19 protein-coding genes are annotated in these 20828 nt (G+C 39.0%); 9 read left to right on the top strand and 10 right to left on the bottom strand.

Features of this window, described 5'->3' with window-relative positions; genetic code table 11:
- From rplD to rpsL, 6 genes are all read right to left on the bottom strand, one after another.
- Complete coding sequence (rplD, locus tag BFP77_RS06285) at positions 1–633, bottom strand: 50S ribosomal protein L4 (RefSeq protein ID WP_099573187.1); 633 nt, start codon at positions 631–633, stop codon at positions 1–3.
- Positions 633–1250 carry a 50S ribosomal protein L3 gene (gene rplC, locus BFP77_RS06290; protein ID WP_099573188.1) on the bottom strand — a complete coding sequence of 206 codons (618 nt, stop codon included), beginning with the start codon at positions 1248–1250 and terminating at the stop codon, positions 633–635. Before rplC ends, rplD begins: the two co-directional genes overlap by 1 nt.
- A 218-nt stretch (positions 1251–1468) precedes the next feature.
- Positions 1469–1774, bottom strand: coding sequence for a 30S ribosomal protein S10 (rpsJ, locus tag BFP77_RS06295; RefSeq protein ID WP_007094989.1), 306 nt, complete (start codon positions 1772–1774; stop codon positions 1469–1471).
- A gap of 9 nt (positions 1775–1783) precedes the next feature.
- Positions 1784–3916 (bottom strand): elongation factor G, encoded by a 2133-nt coding sequence (fusA, locus tag BFP77_RS06300; protein ID WP_099573189.1) that lies wholly within the window; start codon positions 3914–3916, stop codon positions 1784–1786.
- A gap of 6 nt (positions 3917–3922) precedes the next feature.
- Positions 3923–4399, bottom strand: a complete 477-nt coding sequence (gene rpsG / locus BFP77_RS06305; protein ID WP_099573190.1) for a 30S ribosomal protein S7 — start codon at positions 4397–4399, stop codon at positions 3923–3925.
- Between the two features lie 22 nt (positions 4400–4421).
- Positions 4422–4796, bottom strand: coding sequence for a 30S ribosomal protein S12 (gene rpsL / locus BFP77_RS06310; protein WP_027078345.1), 375 nt, complete (start codon positions 4794–4796; stop codon positions 4422–4424).
- Positions 4797–5200: 404 nt separating this feature from the next.
- Between rpsL and BFP77_RS06315 the strand changes: the two genes are divergently transcribed.
- From BFP77_RS06315 to rlmB, 8 genes are all read left to right on the top strand, one after another.
- On the top strand, positions 5201–8455 hold the full coding sequence (locus tag BFP77_RS06315) for a SusC/RagA family TonB-linked outer membrane protein (RefSeq protein ID WP_099573191.1): 3255 nt from the start codon (positions 5201–5203) through the stop codon (positions 8453–8455).
- A gap of 18 nt (positions 8456–8473) precedes the next feature.
- Complete coding sequence (locus BFP77_RS06320; RefSeq protein WP_099573192.1) at positions 8474–10111, top strand: SusD/RagB family nutrient-binding outer membrane lipoprotein; 1638 nt, start codon at positions 8474–8476, stop codon at positions 10109–10111.
- A gap of 16 nt (positions 10112–10127) precedes the next feature.
- On the top strand, positions 10128–10985 hold the full coding sequence (locus BFP77_RS06325; protein WP_099573193.1) for a hypothetical protein: 858 nt from the start codon (positions 10128–10130) through the stop codon (positions 10983–10985).
- Positions 10986–11071: 86 nt separating this feature from the next.
- Positions 11072–12385, top strand: a complete 1314-nt coding sequence (locus BFP77_RS06330) for an aryl-sulfate sulfotransferase (RefSeq protein ID WP_099573194.1) — start codon at positions 11072–11074, stop codon at positions 12383–12385.
- Positions 12386–12437: 52 nt separating this feature from the next.
- Positions 12438–13181, top strand: a complete 744-nt coding sequence (locus BFP77_RS06335; protein WP_099573195.1) for a hypothetical protein — start codon at positions 12438–12440, stop codon at positions 13179–13181.
- Position 13182: 1 nt separating this feature from the next.
- Positions 13183–13959 (top strand): hypothetical protein, encoded by a 777-nt coding sequence (locus BFP77_RS06340; protein WP_099573196.1) that lies wholly within the window; start codon positions 13183–13185, stop codon positions 13957–13959.
- A gap of 115 nt (positions 13960–14074) precedes the next feature.
- Positions 14075–14878, top strand: a complete 804-nt coding sequence (locus tag BFP77_RS06345) for a hypothetical protein (RefSeq protein ID WP_099573197.1) — start codon at positions 14075–14077, stop codon at positions 14876–14878.
- A 68-nt stretch (positions 14879–14946) separates the two neighbouring features.
- Entirely contained in the window at positions 14947–15687 is a 741-nt protein-coding gene (gene rlmB / locus BFP77_RS06350; RefSeq protein WP_099573198.1) for a 23S rRNA (guanosine(2251)-2'-O)-methyltransferase RlmB, read from the top strand.
- Here rlmB and BFP77_RS06355 read toward each other — a convergent pair whose 3' ends face one another.
- Positions 15688–16431: a rhomboid family intramembrane serine protease gene (locus tag BFP77_RS06355; protein WP_099573199.1), complete on the bottom strand. Its 744-nt coding sequence runs from the start codon at positions 16429–16431 to the stop codon at positions 15688–15690.
- Positions 16432–16577: 146 nt separating this feature from the next.
- Here BFP77_RS06355 and BFP77_RS06360 point away from each other — a divergent pair, with 146 nt between their 5' ends.
- Positions 16578–17855: a replication-associated recombination protein A gene (locus tag BFP77_RS06360; RefSeq protein WP_099573200.1), complete on the top strand. Its 1278-nt coding sequence runs from the start codon at positions 16578–16580 to the stop codon at positions 17853–17855.
- Here BFP77_RS06360 and BFP77_RS06365 read toward each other — a convergent pair.
- From BFP77_RS06365 to BFP77_RS06375, 3 genes are all read right to left on the bottom strand, one after another.
- Positions 17852–18754 carry a hypothetical protein gene (locus tag BFP77_RS06365; protein WP_099573201.1) on the bottom strand — a complete coding sequence of 301 codons (903 nt, stop codon included), beginning with the start codon at positions 18752–18754 and terminating at the stop codon, positions 17852–17854. The two genes, BFP77_RS06360 and BFP77_RS06365, sit on opposite strands and share 4 nt — an antisense overlap.
- 68 nt (positions 18755–18822) lie before the next feature.
- Entirely contained in the window at positions 18823–20253 is a 1431-nt protein-coding gene (locus tag BFP77_RS06370) for a DUF5723 family protein (RefSeq protein ID WP_099573202.1), read from the bottom strand.
- Entirely contained in the window at positions 20250–20792 is a 543-nt protein-coding gene (locus BFP77_RS06375; RefSeq protein WP_099573203.1) for a hypothetical protein, read from the bottom strand. Before BFP77_RS06375 ends, BFP77_RS06370 begins: the two co-directional genes overlap by 4 nt.
- Positions 20793–20828: the final 36 nt, after the last annotated feature.

The following is a 20828-nucleotide window of genomic DNA, read 5'->3' on the forward strand; positions in this document are numbered from 1 at the left end:
TTACTTATTATTTAAGTTCGTCTCTATTCCTTCTAATGACCCTTCCAACAATACCAAGCTATTTGCGTTGAGTATTTTGTAAGTACTTAATTCTGAATGAGTTACAACATCTGAACCCTTAAAATTACGCGAAGACAAATATACGCCTTTATTTGAATCGCCCAACACAATTAAAGACTTTTTGTTTTCAAGCCCTAAAGACTTTAAAACCTGCACAAAATCTTTTGTTTTAGGTGTATCAAAATCAAAGTCTTCTACGACTAAAATCGCCTTGTCCTTTGACTTTAAACTAAGCGCAGATTTTCTAGCCAAACGCTTTAAGTTTTTATTCAATTTTTGGGTATAATCCTTTGGTCTAGGGCCAAATATACGTCCACCACCTCTAAAAATCGGGGATTTAATACTACCAGCTCTAGCTGTACCTGTTCCTTTCTGTTTCTTTATCTTTCTAGTACTACCTACAATCTCCGCTCTTTCCTTGGCCTTATGAGTACCTTGTCTTTGATGAGCCAAATATTGCTTCACATCCAAGTATACTGCATGATTGTTGGGCTCTATACCGAATACGTCCTCAGAAAGGTTTGCCTTTCTGCCCGTATCTTTACCTTTTATATCTAAAACTGCTACCTTCATTACTTCTCAATAGTTACGTAAGCGTTTTTATGACCAGGAACACAACCTTTTACTACTAAAAGATTCTTTTCTGGAACTACTTTCAATACTCTAAGGTTTTGAACCGTTACACGTTCACCACCCATTCTTCCGGCCATCCTCATTCCTTTGAAAACTCTCGCAGGATATGAAGCCGCACCTATAGAACCAGGAGCCCTAAGCCTATTATGCTGACCGTGAGTAGCTTGTCCAACTCCACCGAATCCGTGTCTCTTAACAACCCCTTGGAATCCCTTCCCTTTGGATGTTCCAATAACATCAATAAATTCACCTTCAACAAAAAGATCTACACCAACGGTGTCACCTAATTTGTAATCACCTTCAAAACCTTGGAATTCAACGACTTTTTTCTTGGGAGAAGCGCCTGCCTTCTTAACATGACCTAGTTCAGCCTTGTTAGCACGTTTTTCTGCCTTGTCATCGAAACCAAGTTGAAGGGCACTGTACCCGTCTACCTCTTCGGTTCTGACTTGGGTAACTACACATGGCCCAGCCTCTATAACGGTACACGGTATGTTCTTACCATTCTCGTCAAAAATACTGGTCATGCCTACTTTTCTTCCTATTAACCCAGACATATTTAATTATATTAATTACTATTACTAATTCTTTAACAAAAAAATAGGGTCAAAATAATTCAACCCTGAATATATTTTTTCCGTTTTTCCCTCGCCCGCAGCTTAGGACATGTTTATTCTGAACTTGTTTCAGAATCTTATTAACCTTCGACAGACACTTCAAATTCGCTCAGTGTTTGTTCGGCTTACGATTCTCGGAAATAGAGAACCGAACTTTACTAAACCTTAATTTCTACTTCCACACCACTAGGCAACTCTAATTTCATCAGAGCGTCAATAGTTTTGGAAGAAGAGCTGTATATGTCCAACAATCTCTTATAAGAACTGAGTTGAAACTGCTCACGTGACTTTTTATTTACGTGAGGTGACCTCAATACCGTGAAAATTTTCTTGTGCGTTGGCAAAGGAATAGGCCCAGTAACAACAGCACCTGTAGTCTTTACCGTTTTTACAATCTTCTCAGCAGATTTGTCCACCAAATTATGATCGTAAGATTTAAGTTTTATTCTAATTTTTTGACTCATGTCCTAAATTTATGCTGTTATTCCTTTTGCCGCTTTAATAACTTCTTCAGATATATTAGAAGGTGTCTCGGCATAGTGTGAAAACTCCATTGTTGAGGTAGCACGTCCAGAAGAAAGTGTTCTCAAGGAAGTAACGTAACCAAACATTTCCGATAAAGGAACAGTACCCTTAACAACCTTTGCTCCGGCTCTGTCGCTCATATCACTGATCGTTCCTCTTCTTCTGTTCAAATCTCCAACGATATCGCCCATGTTCTCCTCTGGAGTAATAACCTCCAATTTCATTATTGGCTCCATAATTACTGCACCTGCAGCCTTACCCGCAGCTTTATAACCCATTTTGGCGGCCAATTCAAACGAAAGTGCATCAGAATCTACAGGGTGGAAAGAACCGTCTTTCAATACCACTTTCATGGTATCCATTTCAAATCCGGCCAAAGGTCCATTCTGCATTGCAGCTTTGAATCCTTTCTCTACGGATGGAATAAATTCCTTAGGTATACGACCACCTTTTATCTCATCCACAAACTGCAACCCATCTCCTACGAAATCATCATCGGCAGGGCTCATTTCGAAGACGATATCTCCAAATTTACCACGGCCACCAGATTGCTTCTTATAAGTTTCCCTGTGCGCAGCCATTTTGGTCAACGCTTCCTTATATTCAACTTGAGGCTCACCTTGATTAACCTCTACTTTAAACTCTCTTCGTAGCCTGTCTACAATGATATCCAAGTGAAGCTCACCCATTCCAGAAATAATAGTCTGGCCTGAAGCCTCATCGGTTTTAACTTGGAACGTAGGATCTTCTTCAGCTAATTTAGCCAAAGCCATACCTAGTTTATCCACATCAACCTTTGTCTTTGGCTCCACCGCGATACCTATTACAGGGTCTGGAAAATCCATACTTTCCAATATAATAGGATGCTTCTCAGAAGACATGGTATCTCCCGTCTTAATATCTTTGAAACCTACCGCGGCTCCAATATCACCAGCCTCGATAAAATCGATAGCGTTTTGCTTATTAGAGTGCATTTGATAGATTCTTGAAATTCTTTCCTTTTTACCGGATCGGTTATTCAGTATGTAAGAACCAGCGTCCAACCTTCCAGAATACGTTCTAAAGAATGCCAAACGACCCACAAAAGGATCTGTAGCAATCTTAAATGCCAAAGCAGCGAAAGGCTCCTTAACATCTGGTTTTCTAGAAATAGACTTTCCAGTATCAGGATCCGTTCCAACTATGGCATCCTTATCTATAGGAGAAGGCAGATACCTACAAACAGCATCCAACAAGAACTGAACTCCCTTATTTTTAAAAGAAGAACCACAAATCATTGGTATGATAGCCCTATCCATAACAGCAGCTCTTAACGCCGCATGCACTTCCTCTTCCGTAATGGAATCCTCGTCTTCGAAGAATTTTTCCATTAATTCCTCATCATATTCAGCAACAGCCTCTATTAAAGCAGCTCTATACTCCTTCACTTCAGCTTTCATTTCCTCAGGAATATCGATAACGTCAAAAGTAGAACCGAAACCTTCATCATGCCATACGATAGCACGGTTTTTGGCCAAATCCACAATTCCCTTGAAATCAGCTTCGTCACCGATAGGCAAAACAATAGGAACAGCATTGGACCCTAACATCTCCTTCACCTGCTTACAAACCATAAGGAAATTAGAACCCTGACGGTCCATTTTATTTACGAAACCTATTCTCGGAACTTTATAGTTATCGGCTAACCTCCAGTTAGTCTCCGACTGTGGCTCCACACCATCAACCGCACTGAATAAAAATACCAAACCGTCCAAAACACGTAAAGACCTATTCACCTCGACGGTGAAATCTACGTGACCCGGGGTATCTATGATATTAAAATGATAACCTTTAGCATCAGCAGTAGGTTTACCATTCTCGGTAGGGAAATGCCATTCACAAGTGGTAGCTGCAGAAGTTATGGTAATACCCCTTTCCTGCTCTTGCTCCATCCAATCCATTGTCGCGGCACCATCATGCACCTCTCCAATTTTATGACTTACACCTGTATAAAAAAGTATACGCTCTGTTGTTGTTGTCTTTCCAGCATCAATATGAGCAGCAATACCTATATTTCTTGTATATTTTAAATCTCTTGCCATTTCTGATTAAAATCTAAAGTGGGAAAATGCTTTGTTCGCCTCGGCCATCTTGTGCGTGTCGACTCTCTTCTTCACAGCAGCCCCTTCTTCTTTTGAAGCAGCTAGAATCTCAGCAGCTAATTTCTGCGACATCCCTTTCTCGTTGCGCTTTCTAGCAAAGCTGATTAGCCATTTCATTGCCGTAGAAATCTTTCTATCGGGCCTTATTTGCATTGGAATCTGAAAAGTAGCACCACCAACTCTTCTACTGCGGACCTCAACATGAGGCATAACGTTACTCAATGCATCTTTCCATAATTCTAAAGCTGTTTTTTCTTCATCCGTTTTCTTTGCATCCACAATATCTATTGCGTCGTAGAAAACACTGAAAGCCACAGATTTTTTTCCGTCCCACATCATCATGTTAACGAACCTTGTTACCAACTGGTCGTTAAATCTTGGATCTGGTAAAAGAGGTCTTTTTTTCGCCTGTCTTTTTCTCATTTCTTCTTTTTAAAAAGTGTTATTACTTCTTAGGTCTTTTTGCTCCGTACTTAGATCTACGTTGTGTTCTACCGGCAACACCTGCGGTGTCCAATGCTCCACGAACGATGTGATATCTAACTCCTGGCAAATCCTTTACTCTTCCGCCCCTTACTAATACTATCGAGTGCTCTTGAAGATTATGTCCCTCTCCTGGAATATAGGCATTCACCTCTTTTCCGTTGGTCAACCTCACCCTCGCAACTTTACGCATTGCTGAATTAGGTTTCTTTGGAGTGGTTGTGTACACACGTGTACATACCCCTCTTCTTTGTGGACACGAATCCAAAGCAGCCGATTTACTCTTCTTAGTAATTGTGGCTCTTCCTGTTCGTACTAATTGTGAAATTGTTGGCATACTATATAAATATGTATAAAATTACCCTTTGTTTAAGGGTCGGCAAATGTAGTAATATTTCCTAATAATTCAAACACCTGCCTAATTATTTTGAAACTTTTTTTCACACCCCAATTTGAAACAAAAAAAAGACCTTTAGTAAGTACCAAAAATAGTCAGGCCAATCACTTATTGCCATCTATTAATCTTTTTAAATCAACAAACCTATTTTTTGTAGAGTTTTACCTCTAATATTATTAAATTCTCAAAATCCATATTGTTACATTATATATAGTCAAATTCAATAGCCGTTTCATTTATAACTTTGAAATAGTATCTGCATCCTTAAAGTTTTATTAAAATTAGTTTGGATTATTAACACATTATTATGATTTTTGCGCTTAGCTAATTCAAATAATTAAAAAATGAGAACAAAACGAAATGGATTGTTAACGCTATTATTGGCGTTAATTGTGCATCTATCTTTCGCACAAGAAAAAACAGTTACCGGTACGGTTACTGACCAGGACGGACTTCCGTTGCCTGGGGTGAACATCGTTGTTGAAGGAACAACTAACGGTACCCAAACTGATTTCGATGGTAATTATTCCATCAGCGCTTCGCAGGGCCAAACACTTCTCTTTACCTATATAGGTCAGAAGGCAATGAGGCAAGCTGTAGGTTCAGGAAACACGGTAAACGTGCAAATGACCGAAGATGCTCAAGCCTTAGAGGAAGTTGTAGTTACTGCCCAAGGTATTAAGAAGTCAAAGCAAGCACTGGGTTACGCCGTGGCTGAAGTTGACAAAGAAGCTTTGGAGCAGCGACCTGAAGGTGACGTTGGTAGAATCCTAACCGGTAAAGCTTCTGGTGTAAACATTACAGCACAGAGTGGTCTTTCTGGATCGGGTACTAGTATCGTTATCCGTGGACTAAGTAGTTTCAGTGGTAGTAACCAACCGCTTTTTATTGTTGATGGTGTTCCTTTTGATAGTGGAACGAACACAGTAGATTCAGCCACCAATAGAGATGAAGCAAATGGCTCCGCCTTCACAAATGGGAACAACGGTTCTAGTAGATTCTTGGATTTAGACCCGAACAACATTGAAAGCGTAAACGTTCTTAAGGGTCTTGCTGCCGCAACGCTTTACGGTACAGCCGGACGTAATGGTGTTATTCTAATCACCACTAAAAATGGTGCTGCTGGTACTAGTGGTGGTGTAAAAAAAAATGAAATAACAGTTACAAGTTCTTTATTCTACAACGAAATAGCATCATTGCCTGACTATCAGGATCAGTACGGAAATGGTTTTGACCAAGCTTTTGGATGGTTCTTCAGTAACTGGGGACCAAGTTTTGACAGAGACGGAGTAGCCGGTTGGGGTAACCAAGCAGCTATTGATGACGCAGGTACCTTAGCCCACCCATATTCTACATCTACTTCGGCGATTCAAGCAGCTTTCCCAGAATTTCAAGGAGCGCGTTACGATTGGAGGCCATATGACAGTGTTGAAAAGTTCTTCAGGACTGGTGTAGTAAAGAGTAACTCCGTTAACTTTAACGGTTCTTCAGAAGATGGTAAGGTTTCATACAATGCCAACTTTGGTCACTTAGATGATGAAGGCTTTACACCAGGAAATAACCTACAGCGTTATACTCTAGGCCTTGGTGGTAGAGCAATCCTTTCCAATAAGTTCACCGTTTCTGGAACTATGAACTTTTCGAATACAGATTTTAAATCACCACCAATTGCTGCCAGTACGGGCAACAGTGTATTTGGTACAGGTTCTTCTCTGTTTGCGAACCTCTTCTACACTCCACGAAGTGTGGACATTCAAGGTCTGCCATTTGAAAATCCTATTACCAGAGGTAGTGTTTACTATCGTCAAAATAATAGTATTCAACACCCATTATGGACCGTTAATAATGCTCAAAATAGACAGGTTACCAACCGTGTGTTCGGTAATGCAGCCTTAATGTATGACATTAATGACAATTTAAACCTTACTTACAGATTTGGTCTTGATGTTTATAGTGAAAACAATACCAACTCCCAAAATAAAGGAGGTATTGGCGGAAGTGTTGCAACGCAAAGTGGTATTCTACAAACGTGGAATAACACCAACACTATCCTTGACCATAACTTTATCTTAACAGGACAGTACGAACTGTCCGAAAAAATTGGTTTCAGTTTCAATGCTGGTGCCACTACAAGAAGAGAAGTGTTCGATCAAAATGGTGTTGCAAGTTCTGGTCAACAAGCCTTTGGTGTGCTTAGACACTTCAACTTTCAATTACAGGATGAAATTCAATTTTTCCAAGAAAGAAATATAGCAGGTCTTTACGGACAGTTAGATTTTGATTACGATAGAAAAGTTTACTTAACGCTATCCGGAAGAAATGATTACGTATCTAACCTTTCAAAAGAAAACAGATCAATATTCTATCCTAGTGCAAGTTTATCGATTATTCCCACAAAGCTCATTGAAGGACTTCAGAGCCAAAATGGTATCAATTACATGAAACTGCGTGCGGGATACGGAACTTCTGCTAACTTCCCTACAGGATATCCTGTTGCAGCGACACTTGATTTAGATACACAGGATTTTCAAGATGGTGCTGGAAGAGATGTTACGACCAATACAAGTGCAGACCAATTGGGTAACCCTAATTTAAAGCCTGAGCTTTTGGAGGAACTGGAATTTGGTTTGGAGACCAGATTATTCAACAGTAGAGTTTCTCTTGATGCTTCTTACTATACAAGGACTACCAAAGACCTTATCGTTGAAAGACCTTTAGATCCATCAACTGGTTTTATTCAAACACAGACTAACGTTGGTGAAATTAGTTCTTATGGTGTTGAATTGGATGCAACCGTAGATTTATTCAGGAGCGAAGAAGAAGGTGGTTTTAACTGGAGCATTAACTCAAACTTTACCGCTAATGAAACAGAAGTCGTAGATCTTGGTCTTGATACGGACATTGTTGTATATGCCGGTTTTAGCAATTTAGGTAATGCAGCCCGTGTAGGGGAACCTTTAGGTGTAATAGTTGGTTCAAGAATCCAAAGAGATGAAAACGACAACTTCATTGTAAACGGAGCAGGTAGTTATGCGGAAGAAAACGGAACCTTTACCATTGGTGACCCGAATCCAGATTGGTTATTAAATGTTGGTAATAGTATCAATTATAAAAACTTCTCTTTCAACTTCTTAATGAACTATACCCATGGTGGGGATATCTATAGTAGAACTACTTCTGTTCTTCTAGGTAGAGGACTTACAACGGATACCTTAGATCGTTTGAACAGTTTTATACTCCCTGGAGTAAAAGCAGATGGCACACCTAACGATGTAGCTGTAAACAACTCTACATTCTATTTCAGTAACGTACTTTTCGGTCCTGATGAATTAGGTATTTATGACGCTTCTGTTATAAGGTTACAAGAAGTTTCCCTTGGTTACTCTATGCCTTCAAAGTGGTTGGACAAAACACCTTTTGGATCGTTAAGTTTCACGCTATCAGGTCAAAACCTTTGGTATGAAGCTATTAACATACCAAAAGGAACTAACTTTGATCCAAACGTTGCCGGTGTAGGTGTTGGTAATGGTAGAGGTTTTGATTACTTGAACGGACCAAGCTCAAGAAGGTACGGATTGAGTGTTAAAGCAACATTTTAATTAAAAAAATATTTGATAATGAAAAAAACAATTAAATACATAGCTGCTTTTTTTATTGCCGGAGCCCTTTTCAACTCCTGTGAGACAACTGAGCTAGATCTGACTGAAGATCCAAATGCATTGACCCCTTCACAGGCTGACCCCGATTTCTACTTGAACGTTATTCAAGAGGATTTCGCAAGATTTACAGAATCTTTGGGAGAAACTATGGCAGAGGTTGTAAGAATAGAAAATATGTTCGGTAGAGATTACCAAAATGCATATGATCCTGCAAACTTTGACAACGAATGGGAAGAAGCTTATCAACAGATACTTCAGAACATTAAGGATATGAACGTGCTTACCAATGAGGCTGGTTTAACTAACCACACTGCAATGGGACAGTTCTACGAGGCTTACACCATATCTCTTTTAGTGGATTTCTTTGGTGATGTTCCCTATTCTCAAGCTCTACAAGCACCGGATATATTAAACCCGGTTCCTGACCCAGGTGCTGATGTTTATGCTGCCGCTATTGGGTTATTAGATAGTGCTATCGCCAACTTTAACGCAGGTGGTTCGGTAGATCCTCAGAACGACTTTTTCTACGACAATGATTATGATCAGTGGATCTTAGCTTGTAACACCTTAAAATTAAGATTGTACAAGAATACTGGTAACAATGCCGCTTTTAATAGCATTATCGCTTCTGGTAACTTTATCCAAGATTCAGCAGATGATATGCAGTTTCAGTGGGGAACTAATGAAGTTCAGCCTGATACACGTCATCCAGATTACGCCGACAACTATACTGTTACAGGTGGTGCTGATTATATGTCTATTTACCTAATGGAAATAATGGATCTTAGTGATGATCCCCGTATCAGATACTACTACTACAGACAAAATGCAACAGTACCCGGGTCAGATGGCACCCCTCCGAACGAAGAGACATTAGACTGTTCATTACAGGCGCCTCCTCCGCACTATGCCGCTGGTGGATTTACCTTCTGTACTTTACCTAACGGATATTGGGGTCGTAATCATGGAAATGATGCCGGAACTCCTCCAGATGGTTTATTAAGAACTATTCCTGGCGTATACCCTGTTGGTGGTCTTTTCGATGATAGTAGTTTCGCCGAATCTGGTCTTGGAGCTGGTGGTGGTGGAAACGGTGTAACGCCGATTCTTTTAGCGTCTACTGTTGATTTTTGGAGAGCTGAAGTAGCTACAGCGGGTGGTGCTGCTGCTGCGAAACCTTTCTTACTGGATGGTATAGCTAAATCTATCGCCAAAGTACAAACCTTTGGATCTAGAGATCCAGGTGCAGATTTATCTACGGCACCTACAGAGGCTGACGTTGATGCATTTCTTGCTTCTATTGAAGCAGATTTCGACGCTGCTGACGATGAAGGTAAATTGAACATATGGGCAGAACAATTCTTAGTTTCTCTTAAAGGAAACGGTCATGATGGATACAACATGTACAGAAGAACAGGTTTCCCAACAACAATGGAGCCAAATTTAGAGTTAGATCCTGGAGCTTTTATCAGATCTTTCTTCTATCCTGCTAATGCAGCTAACACGAACTCGAACATAGCGCAAAAAACAACCGTTACAGTTCAAGTATTTTGGGATACTAACCCAGCTTCACCTGGTTTCCCTGTTGGTAACTAATTAAATAAAAGAAAAAATGAAAAAACTAAGTTTATATTTTTTAACCTTTGCAACTGTCTTTTTCACGAGCTGTGAAAGCGATGACAAAATTGTAATAGATGTTATTGACGGTATAACCAGCAGTGCTATCTTAAGAACAAGAAGCATTGAAAGTGGTACTTTCAATAGGTTTGACACTTCATCGATTTTCTCTGTAACCGTAGAGCAACAAGATGAAGAGAATGGTGCCCTATTGTCCTCTGTAGACGTCCTCGTATCTTTCGCGGACAACAAAGATGATGGTGTGGATAATTCTAAAGCAGAAGTAGCTTACACTACTATCCCTGCAAGCGAATTTAGCCCAAGTGAAAGAGGTCTTCCTCAAACGAACTTTACTGCTACCTTAGCTGAGGCATTGGCTGCAGTTGGTTTGGTCGATGGACAATTTGACGGAGGGGATACCTTTAATTTTAGATTTGTTGTTAACTTAACGGATGGCACTTCTTGGTCAGCTGCCAATGGAAATGGAAACATCACCGGTGGTTCCTACTTTAGCTCACCTTACCAGTATACTGTTGGGGTAGCCTGTATTCCTGTTACACCGGTAACTGGAACGTACAACCTTGACATGGAAGACACCTATGGAGATGGCTGGGACGGAGCCTTCTTTACAGTTTCTATTGATGGTGAAACTACTGATTACACCATAGAATCAGGTAGTGCTGCGAACTTTGATATTGTTGTTCCTGACGGAACAGAGGAGTTAACATTTACATATACCCCAGGGAACTTCGAATCAGAGCATATTTGGGAATTAACTGCACCGACCGGAGAAACAGCGGCAGCTGGTTCACCGGGGCCTGGTGGAGATATTGTATTGAATATTTGCAATTAAATATTCGAACAATAGAATAAGAGTAAAGGCCAAACTTTAAGAGTTTGGCCTTTCTTTTTTTAATATCTTACCATCAAAAATTTCTTATGAAAAAGTTAAGCTATAGGCAATATTTACTGCCACTTTTCTCCTTCATACTACTATATTCTTGTGAAACAACAGAACCAACGGTAGTAATACCTTCCTCTCCAGAGCAGGAGCAAACAGACCCAGCGGAACCTGAAGTGGAAACTGTAGACCCTGTTCAGTTTTTCAATAAGTCTAAAATGGATAATAATTATGTTTTGGTGAATGATGCCAAGGCCAACTCCGTGTATCTTATGGACAAAGATGGGGCTATCCTTTACGACTTTCCACTTAACGGAGAACGATTAGGCAATGATGTTTTTCTATTGGACAACGGCCAACTTCTGGCCATGCTAGAATCTGCCGACCCCAAAATAGAAATTGGAGGTTTCGGCGGTAAACTACAACTATTGAACGCTGACGGAACCATCGCCTGGAGTTTTGATTATTCCTCTGATGACTATATACTTCATCACGATGCCGAAATGTTACCGAACGGTAATATCCTTACTATGATATGGGAACGCAAGACCCCTGAAGAATCAACAGAAGCGGGTTATTCACTAAACGTTGAGACTTTTCCTGACGGTCTAATAGAAATAGACCCAGTTACCAACACTATCGTTTGGGAATGGCATGTTTGGGACCATGTTATTCAAGAGCACGATAGCACAAAATCCAATTTCGGAACTGTAGCTGATAATCCACAACTAATCGATGTCAATTATGTAACCGATGAAAACGGGGATATCACACATGGCAACGCAATCTCATATGACCCTATAAAAGACGTCATTTATTTAAGTGCCAACTTCTATAGTGAGGTTTGGGTAATTGACCACAGTACTACCTCAGAAGAGTCATCCTCGAACACCGGTGGGCAATACGGAAAAGGAGGAGATTTAATATACAGATTTGGTAATCCGTCCGTTTATAAAAATACTCAAGGAGAGCGATTATTTCACAACAACCATTACCCTAACCTACTAAATGGAGCAGATGAAGGGAAAATGTTAATATTTTCTAACGGTGCAGAATTAGAGAAATCAACGGTCTATGAACTGAACTTACCTAACACCTTTGAATTACTACCTAACGTAAATAATGAACCCGAGGTATTATGGGAGTTCTCTAATGATGAACTCTATTCCCCTAAAGTTTCAGGAGCAGTGAAGCTTCCCAACGGAAACGTACTTATTACCGAAGGTGATTTCGGTATTTGGGAAGTTACTAAAGAAAAAGAAATAGTTTGGAAATATAGCCAAGATGGATTTTTTTGGAGAGCTTATCATTACGATAAAAATGCCCCTGAAATTAAGTCTCTAGGGCTTTAAACAAAACACACACGTTTCTTAAATTTATATAACCCATTATCCAAAAGAAAAAATGAAAAAAATAATATTTATACTTATAGCATTTTTTATCGCCCCTACACTACAATCTCAAAATCTCAGTACTGCACCAACAGGAGAAGCAGGATTATTTGGTGCCGCACAGGGGGGTAGCCCCATGCTCAACTTAGTCTTGATGGAACTAAGAACCAATGCTAAAAGCAGAGTTCTAGGAGAAACAGTAGGTAGCCCCTACTCCACCGAAAACTTTGTGAAAAGTAAAATTTATTATGGGGACGAGCCGCAAGGTGATTTCTTTATTCGCTATAATGCCCTTAACAGTGTCATTGAGATTAAAAAAACAGATTTACCAGATGAAGAAGCGAAAAGGCTATATCCCGATAAGAAAATCAAAATTAAATATTTAAATAAAGAATTACGTTTTACCACCTATATCAACAAAAAGAACGAAACAAAAAATGGATATTTATCGCAAATAGCATCCGGCCCTAAGTACAAACTATACCATAGACTAGCGGTAAAATATTCGGAGGGTAAACCCGCTATTAACTCTATGGTAGCAGATATTCCTAGTAGATTTGCTCATTTTGAAGAATATTATTATCAAAAATTAGGAGTAGACCGTATTGACTTTTTACCACAGAAAAAAGGTGGCTTCATCAAACAATTCGATAAAGAATTGCGGGAGAAAATTAAAATCTATCTCAAAGAAAAAAATATAAACTTAGACCATGAAGAAGATTTAATTAAGGCATTTAATCATATTAACGCTATATAAAATGAAAACGTCCAAGATAATTATGTTCTCTTTTGTTTTACTTTTCTCTGTATCCATATGCGGACAGCAGGTAGGAGTAGCAAATTTTGGTGGTTCTGATGTAGAAAATGATCCCTTCGCAAATTTTCATCAGCAATTTACACCTATGATGACTAATTTATTTCAACTTGTAAGTAACAATAAAGATTTTATTGAGTATAACATTGGTTCCGATATTGGATCACCATACGTCAATGATGAGTTCTTACCTGGCAAGGTATATTATGAAGATGAGCACCTAGGAAATTATTTCTATCGTTTCAACGCTTATAATGGTGAAATTGAATTAAAGGCTACCCTACTAGAAGAAGAGCAAGAAAAGGCTTTGGTACAAGATGCTAAAGTAAAATTGGAAACTGCTCAGGGAACTTTGCAATACTTGAGTGTTGAAAACAAAAAAGGACAAATTGAAGAAACGTATTTAATTTCTGTCAACGAAACCAAACAGTATAGTTTATTTGAAAGAATACGTATAAAATATACGGAAGGAAAAGAGGCTGCGAATTCAATGGTAACTGCAATTCCTAGCAGGTTTACTACCTACAGGGAGTATTACTATAAAATGAAGGATAAAAACCCCATTGTTCAAATTCCGAAACAAAAAAATAAATTTATCAAACACTTTGTTTCAAAGGAAGAATTAAATGAAATCAAAAAGTATTTAAAATCGAATGAAATAGATTTAGAAAATGGGAAAGACTTGATATCCTTATTTAATAAAATTCACGAAAAGGAGTAACTTATCGAGAAATCCATAATAATCCCTTCTTTTAAATATAATAGCTAAATTATCAGCAGCTTGCGCTCTTTTTTTTCATAACTTAAGGATTCATAATTAATTAAACCACAATCCTATGAAAAAACAGTTTCTTACACTCATCTTAACATGTATCTGCGTAACGGTAACATTTGCACAGGTATCTCAGAGTACCGGAGATTTACGAGCACAGGCAACCACTTGCGGTGATTTAGACGCATTATTTACCCAGTCTGGTAATTCTCTTCATAATTTAATGTATGCCGATGTGAACGCTTCTTCATCTGGAACAATGGTATCGGCGCAACGAATTAAGGGCTCTCCTTTCTTAGTTGATAATTTTCAAAAAAGTAACATCTATGTAAACAACCAGCTACTTGGTTCTTTTTATTCTAGGTTCAACGCTTACAGCCAAGAAATTGAAATTAAAAAGACCAATTTAGAAGAAGAACAATACAAGGCCCTGGTCAAAGATGAAAATATTAGAGTTGTTTTTGATGATAAAGAACTGCAGTACGCAAGTTTTATTGATGAAGACGGAACAATAACTCAAGACTATTTAATAACAAAGTTGTCAGGCCCAAATTACAACCTATATCAGCGCTATATTGTTAAATATGTTGAAGGGAAAGAGGCAGCAAATTCTATGGTAAATGCTATCCCTGCGCGTTTTTCAAATGCTACCGAGTACTACTTAAAGGATTTGAACTCTAATTTGGTAAGTTATATACCAACAAAGAAGTCCAAACTATTAAACTTGTTTAGCAGCGACCAAAAAATGCAGGTTGCAGCACTAATAAAGAAGAAGGGATTAAATCTAAAAAAAGAATCCTCTTTAGTACAGATTCTAACATTCGCGAATACGCTAAATACTGTAGACTTGGCTTCCCAGGGAAAATAATCAAAGGAGTATAAGAATTCTAAACCGCTCGGCTAATAACCGAGTGGTTTTTGTTTATTTTTACATTTATGGATAAAGCCACCCAGATATACGGAATTAGAGCTATAATTGAAGCCGTAAATACCAATGAAGAAATTGACAAAGTTTTTATTCAAAAGGGTTTAAGGGGTGATTTAATCAAGGAGCTAGAAGGGCTGCTTCGAAGAAATGAAATTAATGTCTCCTATGTGCCCCCTGAGAAACTGAACAGATTAACCAAAGGTAATCATCAAGGTGCCGTTGCTAATATATCCCCTATCGCCTTCTCCACTTTAGAAGAGCTAATCGAAAAAGTGCAACAAAAAGAAAAGCCTGCGCTATTCCTCCTTTTGGACCAGTTATCGGACGTTCGTAATTTTGGAGCCATTATCCGTACGGCGGAATGTTCTGGCGTGGACGGTATTATCATACAAAAGAAAGGTGCTGCCCCAGTTACTGCGGATACCATAAAAACTTCCGCTGGTGCCGCATTTAAAGTTCCTATTGCAAAAGTGGACCATCTTAAGGATGCCGTATTTTACTTACAGGCATCAGGGATAAAAGTAGTAGCTGCCTCAGAAAAAACGAATACTTCAATCTATGATGTCTCCTTTAAACAAGATATTGCTATAGTCATGGGTGCGGAGGACAAAGGTATTTCACCTTCTATCTTAAAAGCGGCGGATTATACCGCCAAACTTCCTTTATTAGGAGAAATAGAATCACTCAACGTTTCCGTGGCTTGTGCTCTTTTTCTATATGAGGCAGTCCGTCAGCGCATGTATACTTGACTAAGATTCCCCTTCTTTCTTGCCCCTTTTATATACGTAATTAATTTTCACTTTATCCGGCGACTCTTCTGATTCTTCCACTGGAGTTTCTATGAAATTACCATTTTCATCAAACTGTTTTAGAAATTCATCTTCTTCCTCATTATAGTCCTCCCGTTCCCAATCATATTTTTTAAGCTCCGGCAATGTAGCCCTAACAAATATGGCCAATAACAAGCCGGTAACAAACCCACTCAAGTGTCCCTCCCATGAAATGCCTTCCTTTACCGGAAATATATACCACAACAGACTACCATAGATAAATACAACCACTAAAGAAAGTGCTACCAGCCGATAGTACCTTGTATAAATTCCTTTGAAAAAAATAAAACTGGCAAGAACATAGATAATACCACTAGCACCAATGTGATAGGAGGGCCTTCCTATAAGCCATGTAAGGAGGCCAGATAGTACAACTCCTATAATCAAAACGCGCCAAGCAACTTTTCTATAAAAATAGAATAAGGCCGCTAATAAAATCGCCAAGGGAATAGTATTGTTATACAAATGTTCTAAAGAACCATGTATAAACGGACTCATTACAACACCTCTTAATCCTAAAAGAGTCCTAGGATAAACTCCTAAATGATTTAGGTTGATGCCATTTGCCAATTCCATCCAATAAAAAGCCCAAATGAAAAGTACTGCTCCCAAGGGAACCAGTAATACGGCATTGGTAAACTTAAAATGTTGACTGTCGTTCATAATCCTTAGCTACCCCTCTTATCAAATTGTTGACCAAATTTTAAAATCGGTTAAATTGTCATATCCTCTGATATCAACAGTGGAAATCCATTGATATTGTACGAACGCGGAAGACCATTTCAAGAACTTTGTTCTATTTTTATACTATGAACGAACCATTAGCCGAAAGAGTACGTCCTAAGACTTTGGAAGAGTATGTTAGTCAAACCCATTTGGTAGGGGAACAGGGTTCGCTTACCCATCAGATAAAGAAGGGGATTATCCCTTCCCTGATACTCTGGGGACCTCCAGGCACGGGAAAAACAACCTTAGCAAACATCATCGCCGAAGAAAGTAAAAGACCTTTCTACGTACTGAGTGCTATCAACAGCGGTGTAAAAGATATAAGGGAAGTTATTGAAAAAGCAAAGCAGGCAGGAGGGCTATTTACCGCAAAGAATCCTATACTGTTTATCGATGAGATACATCGCTTTAGTAAATCGCAGCAAGACTCTTTATTGGCAGCCGTTGAAAAAGGATGGGTTACCTTAATTGGTGCCACGACCGAAAATCCAAGCTTTGAAGTCATCCCCGCACTCCTATCTCGGTGCCAAGTGTACATCCTTAATGCATTTGGAAAAGAAGATTTAGAACAACTACTAGAACGCGCCTTGAAAAAGGATAAACAACTTGCCTCCAAAAAAATTGAATTAAAAGAGACCGAGGCCTTACTAAGGCTCTCAGGTGGGGATGGCAGGAAATTATTGAACATATTTGAACTTGTCATCAATTCTGAGGATACGGACACCATTTCCGTAACGGATGAACTAGTGATGAAAAAGGTTCAAAAAAATACTGTCCTATATGACAAGACTGGTGAACAGCATTACGATATCATATCGGCCTTCATAAAATCCATTAGGGGTAGTGACCCAAATGCAGCTGTATATTGGTTGGCCAGAATGATAGAAGGTGGCGAGGACGTAAAGTTCATTGCAAGAAGAATGCTCATTTCTGCTTCGGAAGATATAGGTCTTGCCAATCCTACGGCACTGGTAATCGCGAACACTACCTTCCAAGCGGTAGCCACCATAGGATATCCTGAAGCACGAATTATTTTAAGTCAGTGCGCAATTTACCTTGCGACTTCCGCAAAAAGCAATGCTAGTTACATGGCAATAGGCAAGGCACAACAAACCGTAAAACAGACCGGAAATCTATCAGTACCCCTGCCGCTGAGAAATGCGCCGACAAAACTGATGAAGGATTTAGGCTACGGAGACAATTACCAATATGCACATAACTATGATAATAATTTTGTTGCTGCTGAATATCTTCCAGACGAACTGTCCGGCAGTTCTTTTTACGTACCTGGAAGAAACCAAAGGGAGGCTGCCTTAAGCGATTTTCTCAAAAAAAGATGGAAGACAAAATATGATTTCTAAAATTTGATGTTCAACTCTTGTTGCATCAATATATCTTCTTCATAATATTCAAAAATCCATTTATCACCTTTCTGATACACGATACCGTTCTTGGTTTCGCCGTGAACCATATAGATGTTATCCTTGGAGGTCCTTAACAACTTCATTCTTATTTTTGGCGCACTATCCACCAATTGAAATCCGCTAGGTAAAGACTGTGCGTATAAAATGTCATCTTTATTAGGCTTTCTTAATTTTAATTTTTTCGGAGCTGGTTTTTCCGCCATTGTAATATCAGAAGCAACAGGCTCCTTACTCTCGTAAAACTGATTCTCCGTAGTTGCCTTTTGGACAACCAGAGGTTCTTGCTTCATATCTACTTCTTCAAGTCCTTGAGCTTTGTTTTCATTGGACAACTTTTCGGTATGTTCTGGTAGCTTTTTTATATCATCCTTGAAACTCACCGTTATAGGTTCTGTAACTTCGGATTGACCCTTATATGTATAATTCACCTGGTCAAAGGAACGCATAGACTCCTTTATGGCCTCGGTGTAGGCCTCTTTAAATGCCTTACTTCTGCTCTTGCCTTGTAAGGTTTTAAAGACAATCTCTCCATTGCAATCCTCTAGGGTTATTACTGTCTTGGTCGAAAACATCGAAGAATCATCAACGAGCGCCACTAAAAGCCCTAAACATCTGTTTTTAGTCAGTTCTTCCGGTAAGGCATCGTCATATATTACAGGGAAACCTTTTTGATCTAGAAGATATTTCACCAGGGTACTCGTCTTATGAGCATTCGGCTCCTTAAACGCATCAAACTTCTTGGGCACGATTATATACTTATAATCACTGATATTTTCCTGACCGTAGGTCATAAAGCTTAGAACTAAATACAATGCTACAATTACTCCTTTCAACATATTAGAATTTTAGTGATACGCTAAAGAAATGAAAAAAACGTGCCAAAGAGTTACTTTGAGCTAAATCATTATCTTTTGTTCCAAGATATGATATTTAATCCTAACTGAAAAGAAGCATAATTAGACGCCGCAATATTCTGATAGGACAATAGATTATCTGCCATTGCATATAGGTTTACGGGTCCCGCTTGCAAGCTAACACCTAAACCTAGGTTGGTAGCACTAAATTTATCTGCGGTATAGGTAGCTTTAAGGGCCATGATATTACCAAGTCTACGGAGGTAGAATCCCGTTACCGCTGCCTGTGGACCTCTAGGTCTATTTATGGCATATACGTGAACTCCGGCAGAATTCCGATATCTTGTTCTTGCATTACTTGAAAAAGCTGTAACGGAACAGTCACAATTTTCTTGTGAACCTATTGGTTTTCCAAAGTCATGTCTTAGTGAAGCGTTTATTTTAGTTGGTCTAAAAGTTACATAGGCCTTATTACTAGATTCAAAAGGCACCAATTCTTCTACCTCATCTACCAAATCTTGCCAAAAATCCCTATTTAGGTTCCCAAACTCTTCTAAAATGTTTATTTCAATACCTTCTGCACTTGCATTACCTTTGAGACTATAACTTTGGGTATCTCCGCTATGGTACATAAATCCTAAATCAAGTACACTTCCCGTGATTACCGTTCTTTCACTTAAATGATAACTAAAACCCAAGTCCACTCCTAATCCTAAATCACCACCGAACAAAGCTCTTTTGACAAGCGCACTTGCAACGTTATCATCGTCAGCTGCATTGTCCAAATCCCCGAACCCAGAACTTCTTAATTTAAGGTCCGCGCTAAGGGTCGTATTTAAGATATTATTTTGACCCTCCGTGTTTACGAGATAACCTTTGTTTCCCGTTGAATTGTAATCTAATATTCCAGAATAAATCTTGCCTCTAACACCAATGGTTATATCCTTGTCGATATTTTTATTTATCCCGAAGTGAAAAACATTCACCATAGATCCCCTCATACTTAAGTCTCCAAAATTGAACCTTCTATTCAGTTGGTTGGCGTTTCCTTCAAATAATAGAATAGCGTAATCTTGAGGCCAATACGAAATATTATCAAACTCCAGATAAGCACCAAAGGAATAAAATATATCAAGATCAGAAGACCTAAAACCAATATTTAAAAACTCTAGTTGAACATTACCGCTGAGCTCGTCTGAAGGCCCTAAACGATTGACCAGACGATTTCTTACCTTATCATTAATATCCAAACCATCGACCGCGAAAATGTCGTTTACAGCTGCAGCATTAGAGCCAACATAACCAGAAACGCCAGAAAGTAAAGGAACTCCTCCATACCACCGGAAATCTGTTTCTACACCGGGATTGACCATTAAAGACTGCGGAATTTCATTAAAACCGTATAGCAATTGTTTGTTCTGTGCCAGCAGAAAGTGGCACCCGAAAAGGATTAAGATAAAATAGCCCGGGATTAATTTCATTTGGCTCGTAACATAAATTCACCCGCCGATCTCAACACCAATGACGGATTAGTAATACTGGATGTACTACTATTATCGCCAAGGTTTCGAGCACTCAATCTAATCTTAGAGGTATTTCGCAGTATATCAAGACTTTTCCCGGAATCGCCGTAAGCAACCTCCCTGATTAAAAGAGCCGTAGGAGCGGCATCCATTTGAAAGAACTCAATATCTTGAACAGTGTCTGTTTCGTCCAAAAATTCTATACTGATCTCTACGTCCTTACTGGTGGTATTTTCCAGTTCGTAAGTAATTACACCACCTAAAACCCTATCTGCAAAAAATGCTTCTTCAAAAGCATCAAAATTAAATTCTTGGGTAAAGAAGCTTAACCCTACGATCCTATTGATAAGGCTTTCTTGTGCTTCAACATAAAAAATACTGGACTCAAAGGATGGGGTAATAGTTAAATCATCGTATTGTCCTAAATCCAGCTCTTCAGAGCAAGAGGCAAAACATCCCATTAATAATAGTACCAAGACAATCCGTGAAATTTTCATTTCTAAAATCTAAAAAAGTGTCCCTAACCACCGTTA

It is taken from the genome of Maribacter sp. 4U21 (assembly GCF_002742365.1).
Classification (GTDB): domain Bacteria; phylum Bacteroidota; class Bacteroidia; order Flavobacteriales; family Flavobacteriaceae; genus Maribacter.